Here is a 22977-nt window from a genome sequence, read left to right as displayed (position 1 = left end):
GGAGACCCGAGACTGGAGGGTCTGTCTGGAGCGGTCCCAGACCGGTGACAGCGGGGTTGACCTGGGCTGTGAGCGGCTGTGGGGGGTCAGGTTGGGGGTCAGGATCAAGACGGACGGTAGAACGGAGATCGACGCTGACTCCTACACCGTCGGGCATACCGGGTTCGGCGTGACGGTGCGGTGAGAGTGGGTGTGAGTCGGGCCGGTGACGCTGGTGAGGTTCCCGGTGCGGGGTGATCATCGTTGTTGCTCCAAGGTCGCAGGTGCGAGTGGGTGTGAGGTCGGTGCGCCCGCCGCCGCAGCGGGCGGGAGCGATTGGCAGGCCCGGTCAGCATCTGTCAGCTCGCGGGCCTGCTGACAGGCGCTGACGCTGGTCTGACAGCGGCGGCTCGGTCTGACCGAAGCCGACACTCGGGGTTCGGTCATGCGGCCTTGTCCCGTCTCAATGAAGTTGCGCGTGTCGCAATAAAGTTGCTCCGACCCGGCTGTTTGTCTCATTAGAGTTGCCCCGGCCTGTTGTGGGGAGGGGTTGGTGGGCGGTGGCGTTGCGGTTGCCGGCTGGGACGGGATCGGCGTCGAACTTGAGTTCGCGGTTGCTGACGGCGGCGTACGGCGCAGGCCGCTGGCGCAGTGTTTGAACGTGCGGTTCGAGGACGTGGCACCGGCGAGGTCGTTTCCGTCGTACCGGGGGCAGCGCAACTTCCCGGGCTGGTGGTGGTCGTCCACGATGGGCCGTCACGTCGGGTACGAGTCGTGGCTGGAACGCGACCATGTGATGTTGCTGGACTTCGATCCGCAGGTGACAGCGTTCTCGTCACAGCCGTTCTGGCTGCACTGGCCCGCCGCTGGACGGGCTCGTCGCCATCTGCCGGACTACTTCGCCCGTCAGGTCGACGGCGTCGGGGTGGTGCTCGACGTGCGGGCGGATGACCGGATCGAACCGGCCGACGCGGAGGCGTTCGCCGCGACGGCCGTCGCGTGCGGGGCGGTGGGGTGGCGGTTTCGCCGGGTGGGGACGCTGGACGGGGTGTTCGCCGCGAATGTGCGCTGGTTGTCGCGGTATCGGCATCCGCGGTGCGGGCGTCGGGAGGATCTGATCGTGCGGTTGTTGGAGGTGTTCGCGCAGCCGACACCGCTGTTTGCCGGGGTGGAACAGGTCGGCGACCGGCTGCTGGTGTTGCCGGTGCTCTATCACCTGCTGTGGCGTCAGGTGCTGGTCGTTGACCTGCGCTCGGCGCTGCTGGGTCCGTTGACGCTGGTATCGCAGGGACAACGGAGGAGGTCGTGATGCTGGCACGGCGGCCGGGGGTGCTACGGCCGGGCGACCGGGTGCGCTTCGACAAGATCGTGCACACGGTGGTGGGGGTGTCCGGGACGCTGGTGCTGGTCGCGGACGAGCAGGCCGAGGTGACGGCGATCCGGCTGGCTGACCTACAGGCCAGAGCGGACTTCGAGGTACTCGGTGAGCGGTCACGCGCCCCGGCGCTGTCGGCGACGGCGGTCGTGCACCGGTTGCCGCAACAGGTGGTTGACGAGGCGTTGTGGTGGGAGCGGCACCTGCAGGAGGTGATCCATGGGCTGGCGCCGGACGCGCCAGCGGGGTCACGTCCGCGGGCCGGTTACGACCCGGCGGTCACGACGCTGACGCAGCGGGAACGGGCCAAGGCTGAGGAGTTGGTCGCGGCCGGCCATGCCGTGAACGCCAGCAAGGTCAAGCGGCAGCGTCAGCGTTACGAGGCAGGCGGCCTGGCGGCGCTGGTGGATCAGCGTCCGCTGCGGCGGCCCTCGCGGTTCGGTCGGGCCGATGCGCGGGTGGTGGAGGCGATGCAGACGGCGATCGCCGAGGCCACGGACGCGTCCACGCGCACGGCCAGCTTCCTGGTCTGGCGCACCGGCCAAATCCTGGCCCAGCGGCCCGACGCCGACCAGGTCGTGGTGCCGTCGCGGGCGACGCTCTACCGGCTGTTGGGCAAGCTGACCGCCGGGCTGCACACCACGGGTTCGGCACGCACCCGCCGATCGCAGGACAGCCGCCCGGACGGGCCGTTTCGCACGGTGAGCGCTGCCGCGCCAGGCGAGCTGGTGCAGATCGATTCCACCCCGCTGGACGTGCTGGTGCTGCTGGATGACGGCACACCGAGACGGGTGGAGCTGACCGGCATGATCGACGTGGCCACCCGGACAGTGCCCGCGGCGGTGCTGCGCCCGACGACCAAGTCGGTGGACGCCAGCGTGTTGCTGGCCCGCGCGTTGACCCCGGAGCCGATGCGTCCCGGCTGGGCGGACGCGTTGACGATGTCGCGGTCGGTGCTGCCGCACCGGCGGTTGCTGGCCATCGACGAACGCCTGGAACACGCCGCGGCGCGGCCGGTGATCGTGCCGGCCACGATCGTGGTCGACCAGGGCAAGGTGTTCATCTCCCGCAACTTCCGGGCCTCCTGCGCGGCGCTGGGCATCAACTTCCAGCCCACCCATCCCGGCTCGCCCGCTGAAAAGCCGCACATCGAGAAGATGATGTCGGCGGTCGGGACGCTGTTCGCCCAGTTCGTGTCCGGCTACACCGGCTCGAACACCGAACGGCGGGGCCGCAAGGTCGAAGCCCAGCCGCTGTGGTCGATGCTGGAGCTGCAGGAACTGCTGGACGAGTGGCTCGTCGCGGCCTGGCAGAACCGGCCGCACGACGGGCTGCGCGACCCAGCCGCCCCGGGGCGGATGTTCACCCCGAACGAGAAGTACGCCGCGCTGGTCGAATCGGCCGGCTACGTGCCGGTCGCTCTGTCCGCCGACGACTACATCGAGCTGCTACCGGCATGCTGGAAGGCGATCAACGCCTACGGCGTCAAGCTCAAGCACCGCACCTACGACGCCGAGGCGCTCAACCCGCTGCGCCGCCAGCCCTCCGGGATCGCCACCCGCAAAGACCTGTGGGAGGTCCACTACGACCCCTACGACGTGTCGAGGGTCTGGCTGCGCAACCACGGGGATCCGCAGGCGGGCTGGATCACCCTGTTCTGGAAGCACCTGCGCCGCGACGGCGTCCCATTCGGCGAGCTGGCCTGGGATCACGTCCGCGCGCAGATGCCCAAGGCGACCGAGGACGAGATCGCCGCCGCGGTGCAGGACCTGCTACGCCGCGCCAGCCAAGGTCCGCAACCCGCCACCGGTTCACGAGCCTCCAAACGCGACCGCAGGGTCGCCGCCCGCACCCGGGCCACCACACCTCGGCCCGAACCCGTCTCCGATGCCGCACCGGCCTCGGCGCCCGCCGATGAACCCGACCAGGACCAGAGCGATGGCCAGGTCGCGAAGGTGATTCCGCTGGGGTCTTCGACCCGTATCAGGAAGCGAGCAAACGATGGTGACCGCGACGACCGGCGCCGCCACCACGGGCTCGTATGCCGGCCTGCCCGACGACGACCAGCACCGGCAGTTGACCACGCTGGAGGGCTGGCGCCGCTACGTCGACAGCGTTCCCGTGGTCCCTGATCTGCTCGACCGGCAGGCATGGAAGCGGCTGGACGGTGACCAGCAGTTCGCCTACGACGAGGCGAGGCTGGCCCACCACGCCCGGCTGCTGGTCGTGGCCACCTCCACCATTCGCAAGGTGATCACCGAAGGGCGGCGGCTGTCCTACCTGAACCGGTGTGCCGTCTCCGGGCGCTGCGGCCTGATCGTGTCCGGCGTGGCCCGCACCGGCAAGACCACCAGCCTCGCCCAGCTGGGCAAGACGATGGAGGTCATCCACCGGCGGCGCCGCCCCGAGTCACCGGAGGACATCCCGGTCATCTACATCGCCACCCCACCGGCCGCCACACCACGGATGATGGCCGTTGAACTGGCTCGCTTCCTCGGACTGCCCGTCACGACCCGCGCCAACATCACCGACGTCATCGAGGCCGTCTGCGGCGTCTGTCTGGACGCCCGCACCGGGCTGATCTGCGTCGACGAAATACACAACATCAGCCTGACCACCCGCCACGGCGCGGAAACCTCCGACACCCTCAAGTACTTCTCCGAACGCATCCCCGCCACCTTCGTCTATGCCGGCCTCAACGTCGAACGGGAGGGCCTGCTGTCCGGCACCCGCGGGCAGCAGATCGCTGGCCGGTTCAGCATGATCCGCACCGGGGCATTCCCCAGAGGCGACGAATGGACGGCCCTGATCGCCACCCTGGAGGACAGCCTGCGGTTACACGCCCACACCCAGGGCACCCTGACCGGCCTCGACGTCTACCTGCACCAACGCACCAACGGGATGATCGGCAGCCTACTGAGGCTCATCCGCAGCGCCGCCATCCAGGCCATCATCGAGGGCGGCGAACGCATCACCCGCGCCAGCCTCGACGACATCGAGATCGACGTGGCCGCCGAAAGCGCCCGGACGGGAAACCGCCCAGGCTGATGAAAAGCAGAGGCATCAGCATCGACCGGCCGCGCCGGCTGCCCATCCAGGTCTCCCTGCGCCCCAGCGAGATGCCGGACTCGTTCGTCCGACGGCTGGCCATCGCGAACCACCTACGTCCCAGCTATCTGCGCGCCTACCTCGCTGACCCACCCGGACCGCTCGCGTCCATCCAGATCTGGCGCCTGGCCGCCGTCACCGGCCGGCCCGAAGAAGAACTCATCCGCGTCATGCCCGCACTCGAACCCACCGCGTCCAGCAAGCCATCACGGCAGCGCGTGAAGAAGCAGGTTGGCCTATTCACCGCCATCCGCCAGGCCGCCGAACAGGACGTGGACGTCCAGCGACTGAGCAAACACTTCGGGCTGCGACGTCCGACCATCATCAAGGCCCTGACCGGCCAAGACCCCACAACCGCCCGGTTCGGGCACCGACGGCCGCACCACCACCCCATCCTCGAAGACGTCACCGACTACCTGGATCAACTCATCGCCGACAACCCCGGCGCCACCATCTGGTCGATCTGGAAGAACCTCATCCAAGAACGGCAAACCACGGCTGGCTACGGAACGGTCCGCGACTACGTCAACCGCGTCCGCGCCCACCCAGCCGACACCAAGTCCGTCCGGCACCTCGTCAGCAGGGCAGATCTCTTCACCAAGATCCGCGACGAAGCCGTCGGGGTCTTGGCCAGCAGGCTCGCCGCGCAGTTCTCCACCGACCGCGCCACTGTCATACGAGCTCTCACCGGCGAGGACACACCCCGCAAACGCTCGCAGTCGAAACAGAACCCCGTCCTAAAAGACCTCCGCCACCACATCGACAAGATGATCGACTCCGACCCCGACGTCACCGTCGCAACCATCTGGGAACGACTCGTCGACCAGCACCACGCCGAGGTCTCCTACGCCACCGTCCGGGACTACGTCGCCCGAGAACGCCGCCAGCCCCGCCCTCGAGCCAAGCCAAGCACCATCACGATCCCCGACCAGAGCAAACCGCGATCCGGGGCACCTTCAGTGAGACGCCCCGGGGAAAACGCGATTCCGGGGCAAGCCCGATGAGACAGATCTCAGCCACCTGTCTCACTCAACCTGCTCCGACGCAGGCCAGCGCCGACTCATCGGGGCAACTTCACTGAGACAGGACAGGCCTCTTGGTGTGACAGGTCTGGTACTGGCGGGGTGGTTTCGGCGCGTAGGACGCGTACGAGGGCGGAGGCGGTGGCGTTGGACAACTGGTGCCCGTCCGCGCGGAGCTGTTGGGCGAGGGCCTTGCGGGACAGCGGTGTCCCGGCGGCGGTGAGGGTGCGGGCGGCGGTCCGGGCGGCCGGGACCAGCGCGGCGACCTCCGGACCGCCCTCGCCGGTCGACGCCTCGTCGTCCCGGCGGTCCGGGACCGCCGGAGGCTGGTCCGCGACGACGGGGACCGCGGTCGCGGAGTCCCGGCCCTCGGCGGCGGTGACGGGGACCGGCGGGCGGGTATCCGGGACCGACGCGTCGACGGTCAGCGCCGATCCACGCGCGGGCTGGGCGGTCGGGTGGGGTGGGGCGGTGTCGGCGCGGCCGAGGGCGATCTTCACCATCGCCAGGAAGCCCAGCGCCGGCAGGGCGGCGGCGATCCAGCCGATCACCGACGCCTCCGCCTCCACCACCTGCGCTGCCAGGGACAGCAGCACCGCCACAGTGAGCACCGTGGCGGGGAAGGCGACGCTCTTGCCCAGGCGCCGCTTGCGGCGCAACTCCAGACCGGCGGCGATCGAGGTCAGTTCGAGGACGATCGCGTCGGCCCAGGCCAGCCAGCCCGGCTGACCGTGCCCGGCGGCGACGTCATGCACATGCGTGAACGACGCCGCGCCGGCAGCGCCGCCGATCAAAAGCATGATCGTCACCTGGGCGCGGTTCTCCCACCGCTCCCGCCCCGCGCCCACCCGGGCGGGTGAGCCGGGGTCACGTTGGTCAGGTGCCGCCAACGGCCCACCACCTGGGTTCAGGCGGCGCGTGCACGGCCGCGTTCGGCGTTGTCGTGTGAAGGCGGGCCGCGACTGCAGCCGCCGCATCCAGGGGGTTGTCGTGTGAGGTCACGTTCTGCTCCAAACAGGTGGTTGAAGGGTTCGGCTTCACGCGGTTAGGGTTCCGTCCCAGGTCGCGCCTGCCTGGCTCCGGTCAGTTCCCGGGCAGGCGCGACCCTGCCGGGTGACGCCCGGCCGGGCGGACCCCTCGTGTGTGCAGGGGACGACAAAAGTCACTGTGGTCGAGTCAACGAACACGCCAGACCCCGCGCAGGGGCAGGCACCAGGACAAGCAGGCGTCGCCACAACCCGCACAGCCGGCTGCGGTCAACGCGCGGACATCGGGCGGACGGCAAAGCCGAGCCACAAAGATCAGGACTCACCACCGGCAGCGGCGCAGAGGCGCCGGGGGTGGTGCGGCGGCTCAACTCGCCGACAGACGATCCTTCATGTGGGGCCTCCGATCTCTCCACGCCCCGCGGCGTCGATACGAACAACGGCAGGCACCCCGGTTGTGGGGGTGCCTGCCCGCTGCTGTGTGGCCGACCGCGCCGGCCGGCGCTGCGGGAACGTGTATCCAGTACGCCTCGACAACCCCCGTCGAGTCAACCCCCAATTCGCTACGGATCGTCACCGGGTCTTGCTACCAGTCCGCCGGGGTGCTATCGGGTCCGCCCCAGTGCTCTCCAGTCCTCCTGCGTCCGCGTGGTCACGGCGGAAAACCTGGCAGCGCTACTCACCTGGCGGGACGGGCGGTCTCACCAGGCGGACCCAGACGCGTTTGCCGCCGTCGTCGAGGCTGTCCACACCCCACGCGTGGCCCACAGCCTCGATGATGGCCAAGCCCCGGCCGTCGTCGGGGTCCCGGCGGCGCGGCACCACCGCCGAGCCGTCCACCCCGAGATGGTCACGTCGCCGTCACGGGCGTTGAACTGCAGAGACCATCCTGCGATCGTCGTCCCCTCTGTCACCAGTGCGGACGTGCCCCATTCAGGCCGCGGCCCTGCGGCCGTAACGAATCCCGCAGCCGTGACGCCACTTCAGAGGAGCCGTGTTGCCGCGCGGCTCCGCCGCAGGCAGGTGGGACCAGCACCCCCTCGGGCCCCCTCCAGGTTCCGCCCGCCTGCGGCCACCGCGAGGGCGCGGGGAAGCCCAAGGCGATGACCCGCAGCGAGGGGCGAGCGCCATGGCGCCGGCCTGTTCGTGGCGGCGTTGAACCCTGGCCGCCGTCGCCGTGGCGGCATTGTCGCCGACGTGGTCTTCCACAGCGACCGCAGCAGTGAGGGCGAGTGCACTTTGGCCGACTTCGCCCGCGCCTGCGCCCGCTGTAAGGTACGCCAGTCGATGGGCCGAGACGGATCGTGCTTCGACGCCGCCGAGGCCACCTTCTCCACCTTCACCGTCTAGCTACTTCGACCCGAAAAAATAGATCGACGAGGCTGGTTGCGCGCTGCGTCGCTGGCCTCGTTGTCGTTGGTCACGGTGGGGAGGTCGGGGCGGCGCAAGGGGATCTGATGCTTCGTACGCGCAACGTGCAGCCGTCGTTGTGGGAGTCGGTGCTGCCGGAGGTGTGCCTGCGGCTTCCGGCGGAGTTGGAGCGGGTTGATGAGTTGCTGGACGACGAGCGGTTCTTCGCCCCGTTCCGGGAGCACTTCGACGCCCGGCTGGGTCGCCCGAGCGTGCCGGTGGAGACCTATCTGCGGCTGATGTTCCTCAAGCACCGCCACCAGCTCGGCTACGAGACGCTGTGCCGGGAGGTGGCCGACTCGATCTCCTGGCGGCGGTTCTGCCGCATCGACATCGACGTTGTGGTGCCGCACCCGACCACCCTGATGAAGACCACCAGCCGGTGCGGGGCGGAGGTGGTCGCGCAGCTGAACGAGGCGTTGCTGGTCAAGGCGAACGAGCAGAAACTGATCCGGTTGGGAAAAGTGCGGGCCGACACCACCGTGGTGTCGGCCGACGTTGAGTACCCGACCGACTCCGGGCTCCTGGCCAAGGCGATCGGCAAGATGAGCCGGATCGTCGCGCGGGTCAAGGCCGCCGGTGGCGCCACCCGGACTCGGTTTCGCGACCGCCGGCGCAGCGCCAGCCGGAAAGTTCGGCAGCTGGCCTCGAAGCTGCACCTGCGGGGCGCTGTCAACCGGGAGCAGGCCCAGCAGACCGTGACGCGGGTGACCAGTGAGCTGGTCCGGCTGGCCGAACACGCCGCCCGTGACGTCCACGCGGTGCTGCGCAACGGTAAGCGAGCCCTGGGCAGGGTCACCGGACGCGCTGCCGGTCGGCTGCGCCGGGCCACCGACGAGTTGGCGGTTCTGTTGGCGCGCACCGGGCAGGTGGTGACGCAGACTCGCCGCCGCCTGTCCGGTGACATGCCCGCCCGCGACCCGCCTGGTCAGCCTGCACGACCCGGATGCCCGCCCGATCGCCAAGGGGCGCATCAACCGGCGCGTAGAGTTCGGCTACAAAGCCCAGGTCGTCGACAATGACGACGGCGTCGTCGTGGACTACACGGTGGACCAAGGCAACCCCGCCCCGCAGCTGGCGCCCGCGATCGAACGCATCACCCAGCGGCTCGGTCGCCCGCCCCGCCCCGCGCCGCGACTGCCGACCGCGGCTACGGCGAGGCCGCCGTCGACCAGGCCCTACACGATCTCGGCGTGAGAACCGTCGCCATACCCCGCAAAGGAAAACCACCCGCCGCCCGGCAACAGCAGGAACACACACCCGCCTTCCGACGACTCGTCAAGTGGCGCACCGGCAGCGAGGGACGCATCAGCCACCTCAAGCACCGATACGGCTGGGCCCGCAGCCACGTCGATGGGCTCGACCGCACCCGCACCTGGTGCGGACACGGCATCCTGGCCCACAACCTGGTGAAGATCAGCACCCTCGCCGCTGGATGATCGCCACGGCCCGCCCCAACCCCACCCCGGCTGAGGTCGCCGCGGCCGAGTACGTCCACCGTCGCCGGTTCCGGACCCCGCCGACACTCCGTCTGCGACTGGCGCTCGCTTACCGACTGCAGACGAACAACGCTGGCGTCCTGGACGCTCACCCAGCATATTCTTTGAGGGCGGGATGTGTTCCCTCAGCCGGGCCAGGGGCCTGCGTTGGCCTGTCGGCTGTACCGGCTGGGTAGGCGCATGTCCGGGGGCAGCGCCGATGGACACGCTGCGGCGTGCCCTCCGGGAGGCCGCCCTCCTGGCGCCTGGCGTGACCGGTGGTCGTTGGGGTTACGCATGCCTCCGCGGGCGGGCCACCAGCAGCAGCCCGGCCATCGCGAGCAGCATCCATCCGATCAGGTAACCAAACGCGGCTGTGGGCGAGACGGCCGTCCACAGCAGGCCGCCGGCGGCGGAGGCCGCGAGGTTGCCGAGCGACTGCACGGTGGCCAACACCCCGAACGCCGACCCCCGCAGTTGCGGTGGGGCCAGTGCGGCGATCGCCGCGTGCTGCGCGGTCTCCACGGCGCCGATACCGGCACCGGCGAGCAGAAACGGCACCACCAGCGCCCACAGGCCCGGGCTGGGGATAGCGAGCAGTGCGTACGCGGCGGCGAACCCGGCTACGCCGACGGTGAGAACGAGGACGGGTCCGCGCTGGCCGAGCCGGTCGGCGGCACGACCGGCGGGCACTGACGCGGCCGCCGCGCGGCCACGTTGTACGCGACGTACATCCCCAGCACCACGGTGGTGGCGGCCCGCAGCCCGCGGTCGGGGCTGAGCAGTTCGGTGGCCCGGAGAATCAGCAGGGTCGCGGCGACGTTGCCGACTTCGAATGCCGCCACCGCCGCCAGTAGCCGGCCCAGGTCGCCGCGTAGCACCGGCCGCACCCGGATCCGCAGCGGTACCCGTGGGCGGGGCTCGGCCGTCGGAGCACGGCGGATCGCGTAGACGATCGCCGCTGCTGCCAGCAGGCCGGGGATGACGGACAGGCCGATCGCCCAGCGGGTGCCGACCGCGGCGACCAGGCCCAGGGCCAGCAGCGGCCCGGCGATCGCGCCGAGGTTGTCCATCATCCGCTCGAACCCGTAGGCCCGCCCGTACGCGGAGGCGGGCACGATGTCGGCCAGCAGCGCGTTACGCGCCGGCACCCGAAGCCCACGCGCCGCCCACGCTTCGGCGCGCAGCGCACCGACCTGCCACACCGACGTTGCCGCGCCTGTGCCGGCCGCCAGCGCCGCCGTGGCGGTGTACCCGCCGACGGCAACCGTCCGCCGGCGAGCCGGGTCGTCGGCGAGGGCGCCGCCGGCGAATCGGGCCGCGCCGCGTCGGACACGCCCTCGATCACGCCCAGCGCCGCCGGCGCACCCAGCGTCGAGGTCAGCAGCGACGGCAGCAGCGCGGTGGGCACCTCGTGACCGACGTCGGCCAGGCAGCTCGCCGCGCCGATCCCGGCCACGCCGGGGGTCAACCACCGCCGGTCCGCGGCAGCGTGCTCCGGTACCGGTTGCGGCGCTGTCGGGCTCACAGCCGATCAGTGTGCCCGACGCGGTACGGTGGCGTCGCGCGCGGGCCGTCACAGGTTGAGCACGGCGGGCGCGACGAGGAGATAGATGATCAGTCCAGTGGCGTCGACGAGGGTGGTGACCATCGGGGCGGACACCACCGCCGGGTCGACACGCAGCTGTTTGGCCAGCAGCGGCATGGTCGCGCCAACGGTGGCCGCCCGAGCGCAGATGACCACCAGGGACATGCCGACGACCAGAGCGATCTTCCCACCCACGACCAGAGCGCCGACGGTCAGGCCCACCAGAGCCAGCAGCGCGCCGAGCAGCAGTGCCACCCGGGCCTCACGCCAGATCACCGCGGCACCCGGTGTCGACCAGCTCGGCCACCGGCCGCCCGGGCGGGCTGAGCACCACGTCGCGCACCCCGGTCACCCGACCAGGCGGCGACCTGTGTCGACCACCGGCAGGGCGTAGACGGTCTCCGCCTGCGCGCCCCTGTACCGCACGGCTTGCAGCGCTTGTCCGGCCGTGGGCTGCCAGGGAAACTCCACCACCTCCGGTGTCATCACCTGCCCGACCGACCTGGCCGGATAACCCAGCAGCGCGGCGGTCATCTGCCGCTCGTTCGCCGACACCCCGACAGGACCCGCTCGGCGACCTTGGCCGGCGCCTCGCGCAGCATCCTCGCCCGGTCGTCCGGGTCCATCCCCTCGACCAGCTCACGGAACGCCTGATCCCGCGGCCCGGCAAGGATGGCCTGCTGATCCACCGGATCGAGTTCCTCGAACACCGCCAGCGCCCGGTCCTTGGCCAGCAGCCGGAACGGCACCCCGGCGGCCGTACCGTCGAGACGGTGATTCTATCGATCGTGACGTGTTTCGGCCCCTGCCGCGCCGGCCGGGGGAGGGCAGAAAGTCGCACCGGGCCGAGCGACCGAGGGTCCCCGGCTGGGGACGATCAAAAAGGTAACGGGCCGGTTCAGGTGGGTTCAGGTGGTGGTGGTGGTGGTGGTGAGGAGTTGTTCGCTGAGGGTTTGGTTGAGCTTTCTCAGCTGTTGGGAGGTTTCTGTCTTTTCGACGAGGTTCTTGAGGAGGCACTGGGTGCAGGTCACGGCGGCGATGGTGGTGGCCCAGTCGGTGAGGTGTTCGTAGCCGGCGATGGCGAGCTTGGTGATGCGTTGGGCGGCGTTGAGGGCGAACAGGTCGCGGACCGCGTCGTTGTGAGGTCCGCGGAGGAATTCCTGGAAGTCGTCCTGGACTCCTCGTATGGGGCCGGATCGGGTCTGCAGGGGCGCCGCGCCGAGGTGCTGTAGACAGGTGTCGATCCTGTCGGAGTGCCGGTCGCTGGCGCTGGCCATCTGTTCGATGATTTGTTTGAGTGTGGGGTCGTGGATGCGGGTGCCGATCAGGAGGCCGAGGATGGAGCGAGCTTGCCGTTCGAGGTCCTGCATCGCCGCCAGTTCGAACAGGAAGATTTCGTTGGCGGTTTTCATCCTTTTGGCCCTCCTCCGACGGGTTTCCGGGCTGTTTTGTCAGCTGCGGGAGCTGCTGTCTCGTTCGTTGTGGTTGGTGTCCGGTCGGCGGCGGCCGAGGGCGTCTACGACTCCCCACCGGCCGGGGATGTCCAGCAGTTCGATGCGTTTGATGCTGTCGGGAAGCGCCGGGTCGACGACGAGATGGTCACCGTGGGGTTGCAGGCCGAGTAGCACCCGTATGAGCAGCAGCGGCGTTCCGGCGGACCATGCCTGTGGGCTGCAGGCGGTGGGGTACTGCACGGGGTACTTCGTTCGTTTCCGATCGTATCCGGCGAACGCCTCCGGAAGGCGGCCTTGGAAGTATCGGGCGGCGTCGAGCATCGCCTGGCAGACGATGGCGGCTTCCTCCCGGAACCCGTAGCGCCACAGGCCCCAGGCGATGATCGAGTTGTCGAACGGCCACACCGTCCCGACGTGGTATCCGAGGTGGTTGTAGCGGCCGTTGCCGGTGGCGAGGGTGCGGATTCCCCAGCCGGAGAACAGCCGCGGCCCGAGTAGGTGGCCGACGATGTCGGCGGCCCGCTGCTGGTCGACGATGCCGCTCCAGAGCAGATGCCCAATGTTGGAGGACAGGGCATCGACCTGCCCGCCCTCGGCGTCCAGGGCCAGGGCGTAGTACCGTCCGTCGCCGATCCAGAAGTCGCGGTTGAACCGGTCCTTGAGCTCGGCCGCCTCGTGTTCCAGCCGCTGCGCGTAGGCGGGGTCGTCCCACAGCAGCCGGGCGAGCCGGGCGCCGCGTATCTTCGCGTCGTAGGCGTACCCCTGCAACTCGCAGGTGGCTCTCGGGAAGCCGGGCAGCCGGCCGTCGGCGTAGGAGATCGAGTCCCAGGAGTCCTTCCAGCACTGATTCTGCAATCCTGTCTCGGGGTTGCGCGTCTGGTACCACACGTATCCGGTGCCGAGCAGGTCGCCGTAGGTGTCGATCCAGTCGAGTGCCGCGCGGGCCTCCATCTCGAACCGTTTCGGAAGCGTGTCGTCGCCGGTCCACCGGTGGTACTCGTCGAGGAGGATCACGAACAGCATGGTGGAGTCGGCGGAGCCGAAGTAGGGCGAGTGCGGTTGTTCTTCGAAGCCCGCTGACTCTCCGTAGCGCAGTTCGTGCAGGATCTTGCCGGGTTCCTCGTCGCGGAAGTCATCGAAACGGGACCCTTGGGCCAGTGCCAGCGCGGTGATGGTCGGCGGCGTGAGACGCGGCAGGAAGGGCAGGGACTGCAGGCAGGTGAACATGCTGTCGCGGCCGAACAGGGTCATGAACCACGGCAGGCCAGCGGCGACCAGGTGAGTGGCGGTGCTGACCGAGGTGTACCGCAACGCGGCGAGGTCCGTGAGGCTTCGACGGTAGGTGGACGTGAGCGTGTCGCTGTCGCTGACCAGCCGCGGTGTGGCGTCCAGCCATCTGGTCAGCGCCTCGGCGATCTGCGCCGCGGACCGGGGGCGGTGCAGACGCAGGCTGTCCCGGAAGTCCCGCCCCTGCGCGCCCAGGATGTTCGTCGCCACATGCAAGCGGGTGCGCCACTCCGCGTGCGCGGGGACCTGGATCCGGAAGGTCATGCCGTGCTCGTCGACATCGCCGGCCACGCTGCTGGACACCACCGTCTGGCGTTCGAAGTTGCCCCGACGGTAGGTGAAACACAGCAGGCCGTCGCGGACGGTGACGGTGACCGGCGCCATCTTGCGGGCCGGGTTCTTGATCTCGAACAGGTCCGCGAAATCCGCGCCCATCTCGACCCTGACCACCAGTTCCGCCGGCTCGTTGCCCTCGTTGAGCACCGCGAGATCCTCATCGAAGCTCCCGCCGATCGTGCGGTGACGGATCACGGAGATGTCGGTGTCCACGTAGTGGGTCGGCTCACCGGGCACGAGGAAGAACCGGCTCTCGTAGTACTGCAGGTCATCCACTGACAACGCGGTGAGCCGGCCACCGTTGATGGTCAACTGCCAGGTGGACAAGAAGCGGGTGTCGTAGGAGAACAGGCCCGTGGGAAAGGCCGGCGAGGGATCGACATCCCCCTGCCGGTCGCTGACCAGAAACGTGTTGCCGTCAAGAATGTTGACCAACGGCTTCATGCCCGCTCCGCTGGTGTGCTGCGGGTGACGGTCTCGTTCATCCGCTCCCGCCAACGACTGCCACCGACCGCGTCCCTCGGGTCACCCGACCCTGGCGCGGAAGGGAAGAACCGCCTGAACACCAACAACAGCGCGACTTCCCCCACCACCGTCGCCTCGTTACGCAGCAACGCGGCGATCAACTGATCAGCGCCGGTGATCAAGTCGTGGAACAGGTCAGCCGACAGCACCACCGTGGCATCGGCCGGCTCGCTGCCCCTGTCCACGACGACAGCCCGGTCACGCATCGCCACCCGCCAGAACTCCCCGCCGTCACCCTCCTCCACCTTGATCAACACCACGCCGGCGGCCCAGCAGGGAAGCACCGGCCCCGCCCGAGACGACAGAGACCGGAAGAACGTCTCCCGCTCGCGCGTGAGTTCCCGTCTCGAGGGCGGCATGCTCCCATCGTAGGCGCGACACGAGCCACCACCCGGCGAACGCCGAACCCGCACGACACGAGGCGTCAGCCTCAGCCCCGTCAACAACACCGCTGGTTGGCTCCGGTGTCAACGGGAACGTCCGGCGGAAGCGAGGCGGCGTATGCGGCCTCTCGTCGGCGCAAGATCCGGACCTCCATAACAGAGGTACGGGTTCTGGTCCCCGTAACTGTGGTGATTCGCTCGTTAGCGCGACGTCCCGATGTGCGTCCACCCCTACGAGTGCGGGTGGTTCACAGTGAAGCCGACGACGCGAACTTTGGAAGGAGCGCGATGACCACCACCACGATGGCCCGGACGGACGAGCAGCTGCAGCGGGATGTGCTGGCCGAGATGCATTGGGACGCCCGCGTCCACCCGAACGAGATCGGCGTGTCCGCCAAGGACGGTGTGGTGACCCTGACCGGATGGGTGGACTCGTACGTGAAGAAGTGGGCGGCCGAGGAGGCGGCGCACCGGGTGCGGGGCGTGAAGGCGGTCGCCAACGACCTCGAAGTGCGGCTACCGACCGCGGCGGAACGCACCGACGCGGACCTGGCGGCCGCGGCGACCCGGGCCCTGGAGTGGGACGCGCTGGTGCCGAGCCAGAACATCCACGTCACCGTCACCAAGGGCTGGGTGACCCTCAGCGGCGAGGTCGAGTGGGAGTTCCAGCGGCGCTCCGCGAAGCGGGCGGTACGGCGCCTGTCGGGAGTACGGGGAGTCACGAATCAGATCTCACTGCGGCCCCGGGTGAAGGTGGACGTGGCGGCGGCGCGAGACAGGATCGAGGAGGCTCTCATCCGCGCCGTGGACACGCCCGGCGAACGGCTGAGCGTGACCATCGAGGGCGACAAGGTCGTCCTGACCGGCGTGGTCCGGTCCTGGCGTGAACGCGAAGAAGCCGCACGGGTCGCCTGGTCAACGCCGGGCGTGATGTCGGTGGAGAACCGGATCGTTGTCATGCCCGACGCCTGACGACGACGGCGCCCTGCAGTTCGGCCTGCGAACGGGACGCGGTCGTGGGGGGCCAGACCGTGCGGGGATTGACGGCCTGGCCCCCGGCGTCGTTGCATCCCCAGCCACCAGCGGCAAGGGATCGCACAGCATCGGTTGCCCGCGGGCCGTGGCACCACCCCTGCGGGAGGTCAGACGTGCGCAGCCGATACCAGGGTGGGCGGCCAGAGCAGTTGGTGCAGCGAGAGAGCCGGGAGGCTTACGAGCGGCTTCGCAGCTACTTCATCATCGCGGTCCAGGCAGGTGTGGCGGCCGGTCTGTCCTGGTTCATCGCGGACGACGTGCTGCACATCCCGCAGCCGTTGTTCGCGCCCGCGGCGTCGATCGGCACGGTCGCGGCTGCCCTCGGCAATCGGATCGGGCGAGCGGCGGAACTCATCGCCGGGGTGATCCTGGGCGCGGTGACCGGACAGTTGATCATCGAGGCTATCGGGACGGGACCGGTTCAGACCGCGCTGATCGTGACGTTCGCGATCTCGTCGGCAGCCGTGATTCAGGGCAGCGGCGCCGTCATGGTGCACGCCGGAAGTACCGCTGTGCTGCTGGGAACGCTGACCACGGAGAACCTCGCCGCGGCGCGGGCCGCCAACGGGCTGATCGGAGGGGTGACGGCCATCGCCGTGGCGCTGCTGATCATGCCGGCCAACCCCGTGCGCGTCGTTCATCGCGCTGCCGGTCCGACGTTGGACATCGTCGCCCGTGACCTCACCGCGGTCGCTCGCGCCTTGGGACAGCGTGACGTCCACCAGGCTGAGGGCGCCCTGCGGAGCTTGGTCGCGGCAGAAAAGCACAAAAACAAGACCATCGAGATGGTGGCCGCCGCGGGGGAGATCGCCCTTCTCTCACCGTGGCGGTGGCGACGCTTGAAAATCCTGCGCCGCTACCAGCACGCCGCCGAGCACCTCCAACTCGCCTACTCCGACAGCCGCGAGATGGCGCACTGGGTCATATCGACGGTACGGCTGGGTGAGCCGATACCGGCGAGCCTTCCAGCCTCGATCGAGCACCTCGGCCAGGCGGTGCGGCTGCTGCATCGTGATTTCCTCGCCGGCCGCAAGCCCGACCGTGCGCGTGCGCGGGCACAACAGGCCATCGACGACGTCAACCAGGCATGCGCCGACGATATCGGGTTCTGCGGCAAGGGCCTCGCCTCGCGGCTACGCCTTGCCATCAGCGAACTGCTGCAAGCATCCGGAGTGCCGAAGGCACAGGCGAATCAACGGGCAGGCCTGGCGCCCGACGCGAGCTGACGAAGACAACCTGTTTGCGCGTCGCCCTTGCCGCGCTGCCCGGAAATCCGGGACCTCCCCATCGCGTTCGGCACCGCCCAGACCGGGGTAACACTCGCCGACGGCCCCGGCCACCGGCACATCGACCGGTTCCGGGCACTGCCGATGACCGCTCCGCCGTCCTGGCCAGCCGCGTCGCCGCGGACGCCATCCGCAACCGGTTCGTCCTCGCCCGGATGACCAGCATCGGCTACGCGATCGAGATCCTCCGGTTCCACGCCGACCCGGCCGCCGCGCTCGCCGCGGTCAGGCCAGCACTGACCAGATGGGAATCTGAACCTCGTGACCGTCGATGCGCTGCGGCTGCTGTGCCAGGGCGTGCCGACCGCCACGCACGTACGGCAGGCCCTGATCTGTACCAGTGGCTGGCCGTCGTGGCCATGCCCACATCGGTCAGTTGTTATCGGCGTACCACCGCGACATGGATGCCAGATCGGTCATCCCATGTACGCGTGGTCCCCGCGTCGGAGAAGTCAGCGGCCGGCCGCCCGGCTGTCAGCTCGATGAGGGACGGGGCTCAGGGACACCGCGGTGATCTTGTATTCGGGGCAGCCGGTGTCGGTGTCGGTGGCGTCGGAGGTGAGGGCGTTGGTGAGGGTGTCGGGGAAGCTGAAGGTGGTGAACAGCTGGCCCGGGGTCACTGTGTCGGTCAGGTGGACCGGGTAGGTGACGGTTGCCCGGCGGCTGGTCACCTCGACGAGGTCGCCGTCGCCCAGTCCGAGCCGCGCGGCGTCGTCCGGGTGCAGGTCGAGCACTTCGTGCGGGCGGAGCTGGTGGTTGGGCGTGCGGCGGCTCATCGATCCGCTGTTGTAGTGCACCAGCCGGCGGCCGGTGATCAGGACGTACGGGAAGGTGGTGTCGGCTTGCTCGCCGGGCGGCAGGTACGGCCGGGCGGCGAGCGCGGCGCGGCCGTCGGGCGTGGCGAACGAGTCGAGGTAGAGCCGCCCCTCGCCGGGTTGGTCGGGGCTGCGACACGGCCAGTGCAGCGGCCCGTCCCGGTCGAGCCGGGCGTGTGAGATACCGGCGAACGTGGGGGTCAGCGCGGCGCATTCGGCCATCGCGTCGGCGGGAGTGGGGCAGCCGAGGTCGGCGCCCATCGCGCGAGCGAGCAGGTGCAGGATGTCGAAGTCGCTGCGGGCCTGTCCGAGTGGGTCCAGCGCCGGGCGAACCCGCTGGACCCGTCGGTCGAAGTTGACGAAGGTGCCGTCCTTCTCGAGGAAGGGCACCGCGGGGAACACCACGTCGGCGTGTTCGGCGGTGGCGGAGAGGAACACGTCGTGGTTGACGACGAGGTCGCAGGCGGCCAGTGCCCGGCGCACGTTGCCGCTGTCCGGATCGGTCTGCGCGATGTCCTCGCCGATGACGTACATCGCGCGTACGCGGCCGGCGATGGCTGAGGCGAACATGTCCAGGATGCGCAGCCCCGGCCGGGCCGGCACCTCCGCCCGCCAGGCTCGGTTGAACCGGGCGCGCACGCCCGCGTCGGTGACGCGCTGGTAGCCGGGCAGCATGTCCGGCAGCGCGCCCATGTCCGAGGCGCCTTGGACGTTGTTCTGCCCACGCATGGACAGCACGCCGCAACAGCCGGGGGTGCCGACCGCGCCCTTGAGGATGGCCAGGTTTGACAGGGTGCGTACGCCGTCAGTGCCGTGGGCGTGTTCGGTGATGCCGAGGCCGTAGACGATCGCCGGGCGGCGTGCCGCCCCGAAGAGGCGGGCCGCCGCAACCAGCGTCTCCGGCGTGACGCCGGCCAGCTGTGCCGCGCGGTCGGGCGGATGGTCGGCCAGCAGCGCGGTGAGTTCGGCGAGCCCGCTGGCACGGGTGCGGAGGAAGCCCTGGTCGGCGTACCCCTCATCGAGCAGCACCCGGGCGATGCCGTTGAACACGGCGACGTTGGATCCCGGTCTGGCCTTCACGTGCACGTCGGCCATCTCGGCGAGGTCGATGCGCCGGGGGTCGATGACGATGAGCCGCGCGCCGCGCAGCACCAGCTGTTTGATCCGGGCCCCGATGACCGGGTGGGCCTCGGTCGGGTTCGCCCCGGCGATCAGGATGCAGTCGGTGTCGTCGAGGTCGTCGACGGAGTTGGTGCCGCCGGCGTGGCCGAACGCGGCGGCAAGGCCGACCGCGGACGGGGCGTGGCACAGCCGGGAGCAGTTGTCGATGTTGTTGGTGCCGAGCACGGCGCGGGCGAACTTCTGGGCGAGGTAGTTCTCCTCATTGGTCGCCCGAGCGGAGGAGATCATGCCGATGGCGTCGGGCCCGTGGCGGTCGCGGATGCCCGCCAGCCGGGTCGCCGCGAAGGTGAGAGCCTCCTGCCAGGACGCGGGCCGCAGCGGCGAGTCCCGGCCGCCGTCGCGGACCAGTGGGGTTGTCAGCCGGTCCCGGGACCGCGTGAAGGCGTGTGCGAAGCGGCCCTTGACACAGGCGTGGCCGCGGTTGACCGGGCCGTCGTGCGCCGGGGTGATCGCGGCGACGGCCCCGTCGCGTACGTGCACCCGCAGCGTGCAGCCCACTCCGCAGTAGCCGCAGGTGGTGGTGGTCGTCCTGCCGATGGGACGCGGGTCGGCCAGCCCCGGCTCGGACAGCGCCCCGCTCGGGCAGGTGTCGACGCAGCCGCCGCAGGCCACGCACGGAGACGTCACCCACGGCCCGCCGGTGCCGGCCACGACGACGGTGTCGAACCCGCGCCCAGCCAGGGAGAGCGCGAACGTGCCCTGCACCTCGGCGCACACGCGTACGCAGCGGTTGCAGGCGATGCACAGGTCCCGGTCGAGTTTCACGTACGGGTGGGAGTGGTCGACGCCCCCGTTCCGGGTCGCACCGTCGAACCGGGAGCTGGTCAGGCCGAAGTGCTGGCAGGCGCGGACCAGCTCGCTGCGCTCGGCGGGGATGTCGAGCGCTCGCGCGGGCAGCTGGGAGACGAGCAGTTCCAGGGTGAGCCGTGCCGCCCTGCGGGCGGTGTCGTCGTCGGTCCGGATGTCCATGCCGTCGGTGGCGGGTGTGGTGCAGGCCGGCATGGCCCGCCCCCGGATTCCGACCAGGCAGACCCGGCACGATCCCTGCGGGGTGAGCCGCTCGTCGTAGCAGAGGGTCGGCACCATGGCCCCGGCCGCCCGTACGGCGTCCAGCACGGTGGCTCCCGAGGCCACCTCGACGCCGATGGTGTCGACGGACAACCGCATCTACTCGCCCTCCTTGCTGGTGGGGGCCGTGTGGTGCAGTTCGTCGGAGTACACCCGCAGCAGGCTGCGCACCGCGCAGGCCACTCCAGGCCCGAACGCGCACAGGCTCGCCACATCCAAGACCTCGAGCAGGGGATCGTGGTCGGCGAGCGCCGCCGCGGCCTGCGCGGGTTCCCGGATCCGCTCGACCAGCTCGAGGCCGCGGCGGGTACCGACCCGGCAGGGTGTGCAGGCTCCGCAACTTTCCGCCGCCCCGAACGCCCACGCGTGTCGCAGGATCGCCACCGCCGGCACGGTCGAGTCGACCGCGACGAGGCTGGCATGTCCCAACGCGGCCCCGGCCTCCGCGAGCGGTTCGGACAGCAGCGGCAGGTCGAGCTGGTCGGGGGTGAGGAAGCCGCCGAGCGGGCCACCGACCTGCACCGCGCGCAGCCGGTACGGCTCCCGCAGCCCGCCACCGAGTTCCTCCACCAGGTGGCGCAGCGGCACGCCGAACTCCACCTCGTACACGCCGGGTCGGCGGAAGCGTTGGCTCAGGCAGACCAGCTTGGTGCCGGGCTCGTCCGGGTGGCCCAGCCGTGCGTAGGCGGCTCCGCCGTGCCGGACGATCCACGGTACGGCCGCCAGCGTCTCGACGTTGTTGACCGCGGTCGGATGTCCCAGGAAGCCGTGGCTGGTCGGGTACGGGGGGCGCGCCCGCACCGCCGCCCGCAACCCGGCGAGGGCGTGCAGCAACGCCGTCTCCTCCCCGGCCACGTACGAGCCGGCGCCCACCACGATCTCCACGTCGAAGTCGACCGGCGAGCCGTGCACCCGCTCGCCCAGGTGACCTGCCTCCCGCGCCTCGACCACCGCGGCACGCAGCCGTTCGGCGGCCGCCGGGTACTCCGAGCGCACGAGGATCAGCCCGTGCCGCGCGCCCACCGCGAAACCGGCCAGCGCCAGGCCCTCCAGGATCCGATGCGGATCCCGTTCCATCAGCAGCCGATCCCCGTACGAGCCGGGATCACCCTCGTCGCCGTTGCCCACCACGTACCGGGGCGCGGGTTCGCCGGCGGTCATCGACCACTTCTTCGCCACCGGGAAACCGGCCCCGCCCCGCCCACGCAAGCCCGAGGCGGCGACCTCGGATATCACCTTCTTCGGTGAACCGGTCGCCACCACGCTGGGCCACACCGCCCAGGGTTCCTCGCCGCCGACCAGCCCGGCCAGCACCACTGGCCGATCGACCGCGCTCACGTACGGTATGTCGGCCGCCCGCATCTTCAACGGCTCGACCCAACCGGGCCTCGTCCGCCGCTGCGCGGCCAATGGGTCACCGAACAGCCCGCCCAGAGTCTCCCCACTGGCTGGTAGCTCCCCGTCGAGTACGGCGGGCGAGTCGTAGCAGTACCCGAGACAGCGCGTCCCTTGCAGCGAAACCGACCCGTCCGCAGCACGGTCGCCCAGCCGCACGCCCAGCGCCCGCTCCAGCCGCGCGATGTGCTCGCCCCGGCCGCTCACGAAGCACGAGGTTCCCTCGCACACCCGCACGTGCCGCCGGCCCCGGCGACCCTCCGCGAAGTCCGCGTAGTACGTCACCGAACCTGTCACGGCCGCCACCGGCCAGCCGAACCCGCCGGCGACCCGTTCTAGGTCCTCGGCGTCGATGCGGCCATCCTTGACCTGCGCCTGCCGGAGCCGATCCAACATCCCCGTGCCCGGCCGGCGCAGACGGTCCTGCAACTCGACGAACGCCTCCCGCGGCTCACCCATCACACCAACCCCCGCGCACCCGCTGCCCCTGCGGCAAACCTACGTACTCTTCACGACGGTTCGCAGTGAAACAGGCACCTTGCCCGGGTTGGCGGATGTCAACCAGCCGTCGGGCGGCACGCCGGATGTTTGATGACCAACCCCTAGGGGATGCCGCGCTGCCGCTGCTGAATGGCGGCACCCACGACACTGCCCAAGATCGTTCGGTGATCAGGAGGATGAGGATGGCCAGGGCCGGAGACATCATGCACCGCGGCGCGGAGTGCATTCGGGAGGACGAGACCCTCGAGACGGCCGCGCGGAAGATGCGGGATCTGCGGGTCGGGTCCCTGCCGATCTGCGGTGGCGATCAGCGCCTGCACGGCATCGTCACCGACCGGGACATCGTCATCCGGTGCATCGCCGAAGGAGGCGACCCGCGCACGACCACGGCACGCGAGCTGGCTCAGGGCACGCCGGTGTGGGTCGACGTCGAGGCCCCCGAGGACGAGGTGCTGCGGCTGATGGAACAGCACCAGATCCGGCGGCTGCCAGTGATAGAGAACCGGCAGCTGGTCGGGATGATCAGCGAGGCGGACCTCGCCACCCACCTCGGGGAACACAAAGTGGCCCAGTACACGGGCCGGATCTACTCGGCACCGCCGAACCTGTAGCCGCCAGCCACGACGGCGGGCAGTCGCGCTCGAAGCTGGATCTACCCGCCGGGATAAAGCCGAGGAGATCTCTGGCCGGCAGCGTGCTCGCGTACGCCATCTGCGCCGCCGTCGTCCTCAGCCGGGTCGACGGCGGCCCGAGTCCCCCACCCC

17 protein-coding genes and 2 pseudogenes are annotated in these 22977 nt (G+C 70.1%); 8 read left to right on the top strand and 11 right to left on the bottom strand.

Features of this window, described 5'->3' with window-relative positions; all coding sequences use genetic code 11:
* Positions 1–532 precede the first annotated feature (532 nt).
* From AMK25_RS05075 to AMK25_RS05060, 4 genes are read left to right on the top strand one after another with little or no spacing between them, the layout of a single operon-like run.
* Positions 533–1288: a TnsA-like heteromeric transposase endonuclease subunit gene (locus AMK25_RS05075; RefSeq protein ID WP_073826953.1), complete on the top strand. Its 756-nt coding sequence runs from the start codon at positions 533–535 to the stop codon at positions 1286–1288.
* Positions 1289–1329: 41 nt separating this feature from the next.
* Entirely contained in the window at positions 1330–3486 is a 2157-nt protein-coding gene (locus AMK25_RS05070) for an integrase (protein ID WP_241826235.1), read from the top strand.
* On the top strand, positions 3431–4402 hold the full coding sequence (locus AMK25_RS05065; RefSeq protein WP_241826234.1) for an ATP-binding protein: 972 nt from the start codon (positions 3431–3433) through the stop codon (positions 4400–4402). Before AMK25_RS05070 ends, AMK25_RS05065 begins: the two co-directional genes overlap by 56 nt.
* Entirely contained in the window at positions 4402–5466 is a 1065-nt protein-coding gene (locus AMK25_RS05060) for a hypothetical protein (protein WP_073826951.1), read from the top strand. The genes AMK25_RS05065 and AMK25_RS05060 overlap by 1 nt, the downstream gene beginning before the upstream one ends.
* 56 nt (positions 5467–5522) lie before the next feature.
* On the opposite strand, the gene AMK25_RS05055 is transcribed toward AMK25_RS05060, so the two are convergent.
* Positions 5523–6374, bottom strand: a complete 852-nt coding sequence (locus AMK25_RS05055) for a DUF2637 domain-containing protein (RefSeq protein ID WP_073826950.1) — start codon at positions 6372–6374, stop codon at positions 5523–5525.
* Between the two features lie 1553 nt (positions 6375–7927).
* Between AMK25_RS05055 and AMK25_RS05045 the strand changes: the two are divergent.
* A pseudogene (locus AMK25_RS05045) lies at positions 7928–9319 on the top strand (ISNCY family transposase).
* A 330-nt stretch (positions 9320–9649) separates the two neighbouring features.
* Here the strand turns inward: AMK25_RS05045 and AMK25_RS32325 are convergent.
* From AMK25_RS32325 to AMK25_RS05005, 8 genes and pseudogenes are all read right to left on the bottom strand, one after another.
* Entirely contained in the window at positions 9650–10051 is a 402-nt protein-coding gene (locus tag AMK25_RS32325) for an MFS transporter (RefSeq protein WP_198937433.1), read from the bottom strand.
* A complete protein-coding gene (locus tag AMK25_RS05035) occupies positions 9982–10833 on the bottom strand; it encodes an MFS transporter (protein ID WP_198937432.1) in 852 nt (283 codons plus the stop codon). The genes AMK25_RS32325 and AMK25_RS05035 overlap by 70 nt, the downstream gene beginning before the upstream one ends.
* A gap of 101 nt (positions 10834–10934) precedes the next feature.
* Positions 10935–11222: a magnesium transporter gene (locus AMK25_RS32320; protein WP_073826948.1), complete on the bottom strand. Its 288-nt coding sequence runs from the start codon at positions 11220–11222 to the stop codon at positions 10935–10937.
* 72 nt (positions 11223–11294) lie between these two features.
* Positions 11295–11480: a hypothetical protein gene (locus AMK25_RS32315; protein ID WP_073826947.1), complete on the bottom strand. Its 186-nt coding sequence runs from the start codon at positions 11478–11480 to the stop codon at positions 11295–11297.
* Positions 11477–11701, bottom strand: a pseudogene (locus AMK25_RS32310) (magnesium transporter MgtE N-terminal domain-containing protein); the annotation flags it as partial. The gene AMK25_RS32315 and the pseudogene AMK25_RS32310, both read right to left, overlap by 4 nt.
* Before the next feature lie 153 nt (positions 11702–11854).
* A complete protein-coding gene (locus AMK25_RS05015) occupies positions 11855–12358 on the bottom strand; it encodes a YciE/YciF ferroxidase family protein (RefSeq protein ID WP_073826945.1) in 504 nt (167 codons plus the stop codon).
* A gap of 39 nt (positions 12359–12397) precedes the next feature.
* Positions 12398–14467 carry an amylo-alpha-1,6-glucosidase gene (locus tag AMK25_RS05010; protein WP_073826944.1) on the bottom strand — a complete coding sequence of 690 codons (2070 nt, stop codon included), beginning with the start codon at positions 14465–14467 and terminating at the stop codon, positions 12398–12400.
* Positions 14464–14808, bottom strand: coding sequence for an SCP2 sterol-binding domain-containing protein (locus AMK25_RS05005; RefSeq protein WP_143194671.1), 345 nt, complete (start codon positions 14806–14808; stop codon positions 14464–14466). Before AMK25_RS05005 ends, AMK25_RS05010 begins: the two co-directional genes overlap by 4 nt.
* Positions 14809–15219: 411 nt before the next feature.
* Between AMK25_RS05005 and AMK25_RS05000 the strand changes: the two genes are divergently transcribed.
* Both AMK25_RS05000 and AMK25_RS04995 read left to right on the top strand, forming a co-directional pair.
* On the top strand, positions 15220–15903 hold the full coding sequence (locus AMK25_RS05000) for a BON domain-containing protein (RefSeq protein ID WP_013731290.1): 684 nt from the start codon (positions 15220–15222) through the stop codon (positions 15901–15903).
* Positions 15904–16079: 176 nt separating this feature from the next.
* Positions 16080–17192: an FUSC family protein gene (locus AMK25_RS04995; protein ID WP_083664610.1), complete on the top strand. Its 1113-nt coding sequence runs from the start codon at positions 16080–16082 to the stop codon at positions 17190–17192.
* 512 nt (positions 17193–17704) lie between these two features.
* Here the strand turns inward: AMK25_RS04995 and fdhF are convergent.
* Positions 17705–20416, bottom strand: coding sequence for a formate dehydrogenase subunit alpha (fdhF, locus tag AMK25_RS04990; protein WP_073826942.1), 2712 nt, complete (start codon positions 20414–20416; stop codon positions 17705–17707).
* Positions 20417–22171 carry an NAD(P)H-dependent oxidoreductase subunit E gene (locus tag AMK25_RS04985; protein ID WP_073826941.1) on the bottom strand — a complete coding sequence of 585 codons (1755 nt, stop codon included), beginning with the start codon at positions 22169–22171 and terminating at the stop codon, positions 20417–20419.
* A 224-nt stretch (positions 22172–22395) separates the two neighbouring features.
* On the opposite strand from AMK25_RS04985, the gene AMK25_RS04980 reads away from it, so the two are divergent.
* Positions 22396–22824, top strand: coding sequence for a CBS domain-containing protein (locus tag AMK25_RS04980; protein ID WP_073827091.1), 429 nt, complete (start codon positions 22396–22398; stop codon positions 22822–22824).
* Positions 22825–22977 lie beyond the last annotated feature (153 nt).

Origin of the sequence: Micromonospora sp. TSRI0369 (assembly GCF_001905625.1) — a bacterium.
Taxonomy (GTDB): domain Bacteria; phylum Actinomycetota; class Actinomycetes; order Mycobacteriales; family Micromonosporaceae; genus Micromonospora; species Micromonospora echinospora_A.
Note: the sequence above shows the minus strand (reverse complement) of the source record. Positions and strands in the feature narration are given on the sequence as shown.

What these genes read in the sequence shown, in the direction of transcription:
- AMK25_RS05060 (WP_073826951.1), top strand. Translation starts at nt 4,402, where the DNA reads ATGAAAAGCAGAGGCATCAGCATCGACCGGCCGCGCCGGCTGCCCATC.
- AMK25_RS32315 (WP_073826947.1), bottom strand. Translation starts at nt 11,480, where the DNA reads ATGACCGCCGCGCTGCTGGGTTATCCGGCCAGGTCGGTCGGGCAGGTG.
- AMK25_RS05015 (WP_073826945.1), bottom strand. Translation starts at nt 12,358, where the DNA reads ATGAAAACCGCCAACGAAATCTTCCTGTTCGAACTGGCGGCGATGCAG.
- AMK25_RS05010 (WP_073826944.1), bottom strand. Translation starts at nt 14,467, where the DNA reads ATGAAGCCGTTGGTCAACATTCTTGACGGCAACACGTTTCTGGTCAGC.
- AMK25_RS05000 (WP_013731290.1), top strand. Translation starts at nt 15,220, where the DNA reads ATGACCACCACCACGATGGCCCGGACGGACGAGCAGCTGCAGCGGGAT.
- fdhF (WP_073826942.1), bottom strand. Translation starts at nt 20,416, where the DNA reads ATGCGGTTGTCCGTCGACACCATCGGCGTCGAGGTGGCCTCGGGAGCC.
- AMK25_RS04985 (WP_073826941.1), bottom strand. Translation starts at nt 22,171, where the DNA reads ATGGGTGAGCCGCGGGAGGCGTTCGTCGAGTTGCAGGACCGTCTGCGC.
- AMK25_RS04980 (WP_073827091.1), top strand. Translation starts at nt 22,396, where the DNA reads ATGGCCAGGGCCGGAGACATCATGCACCGCGGCGCGGAGTGCATTCGG.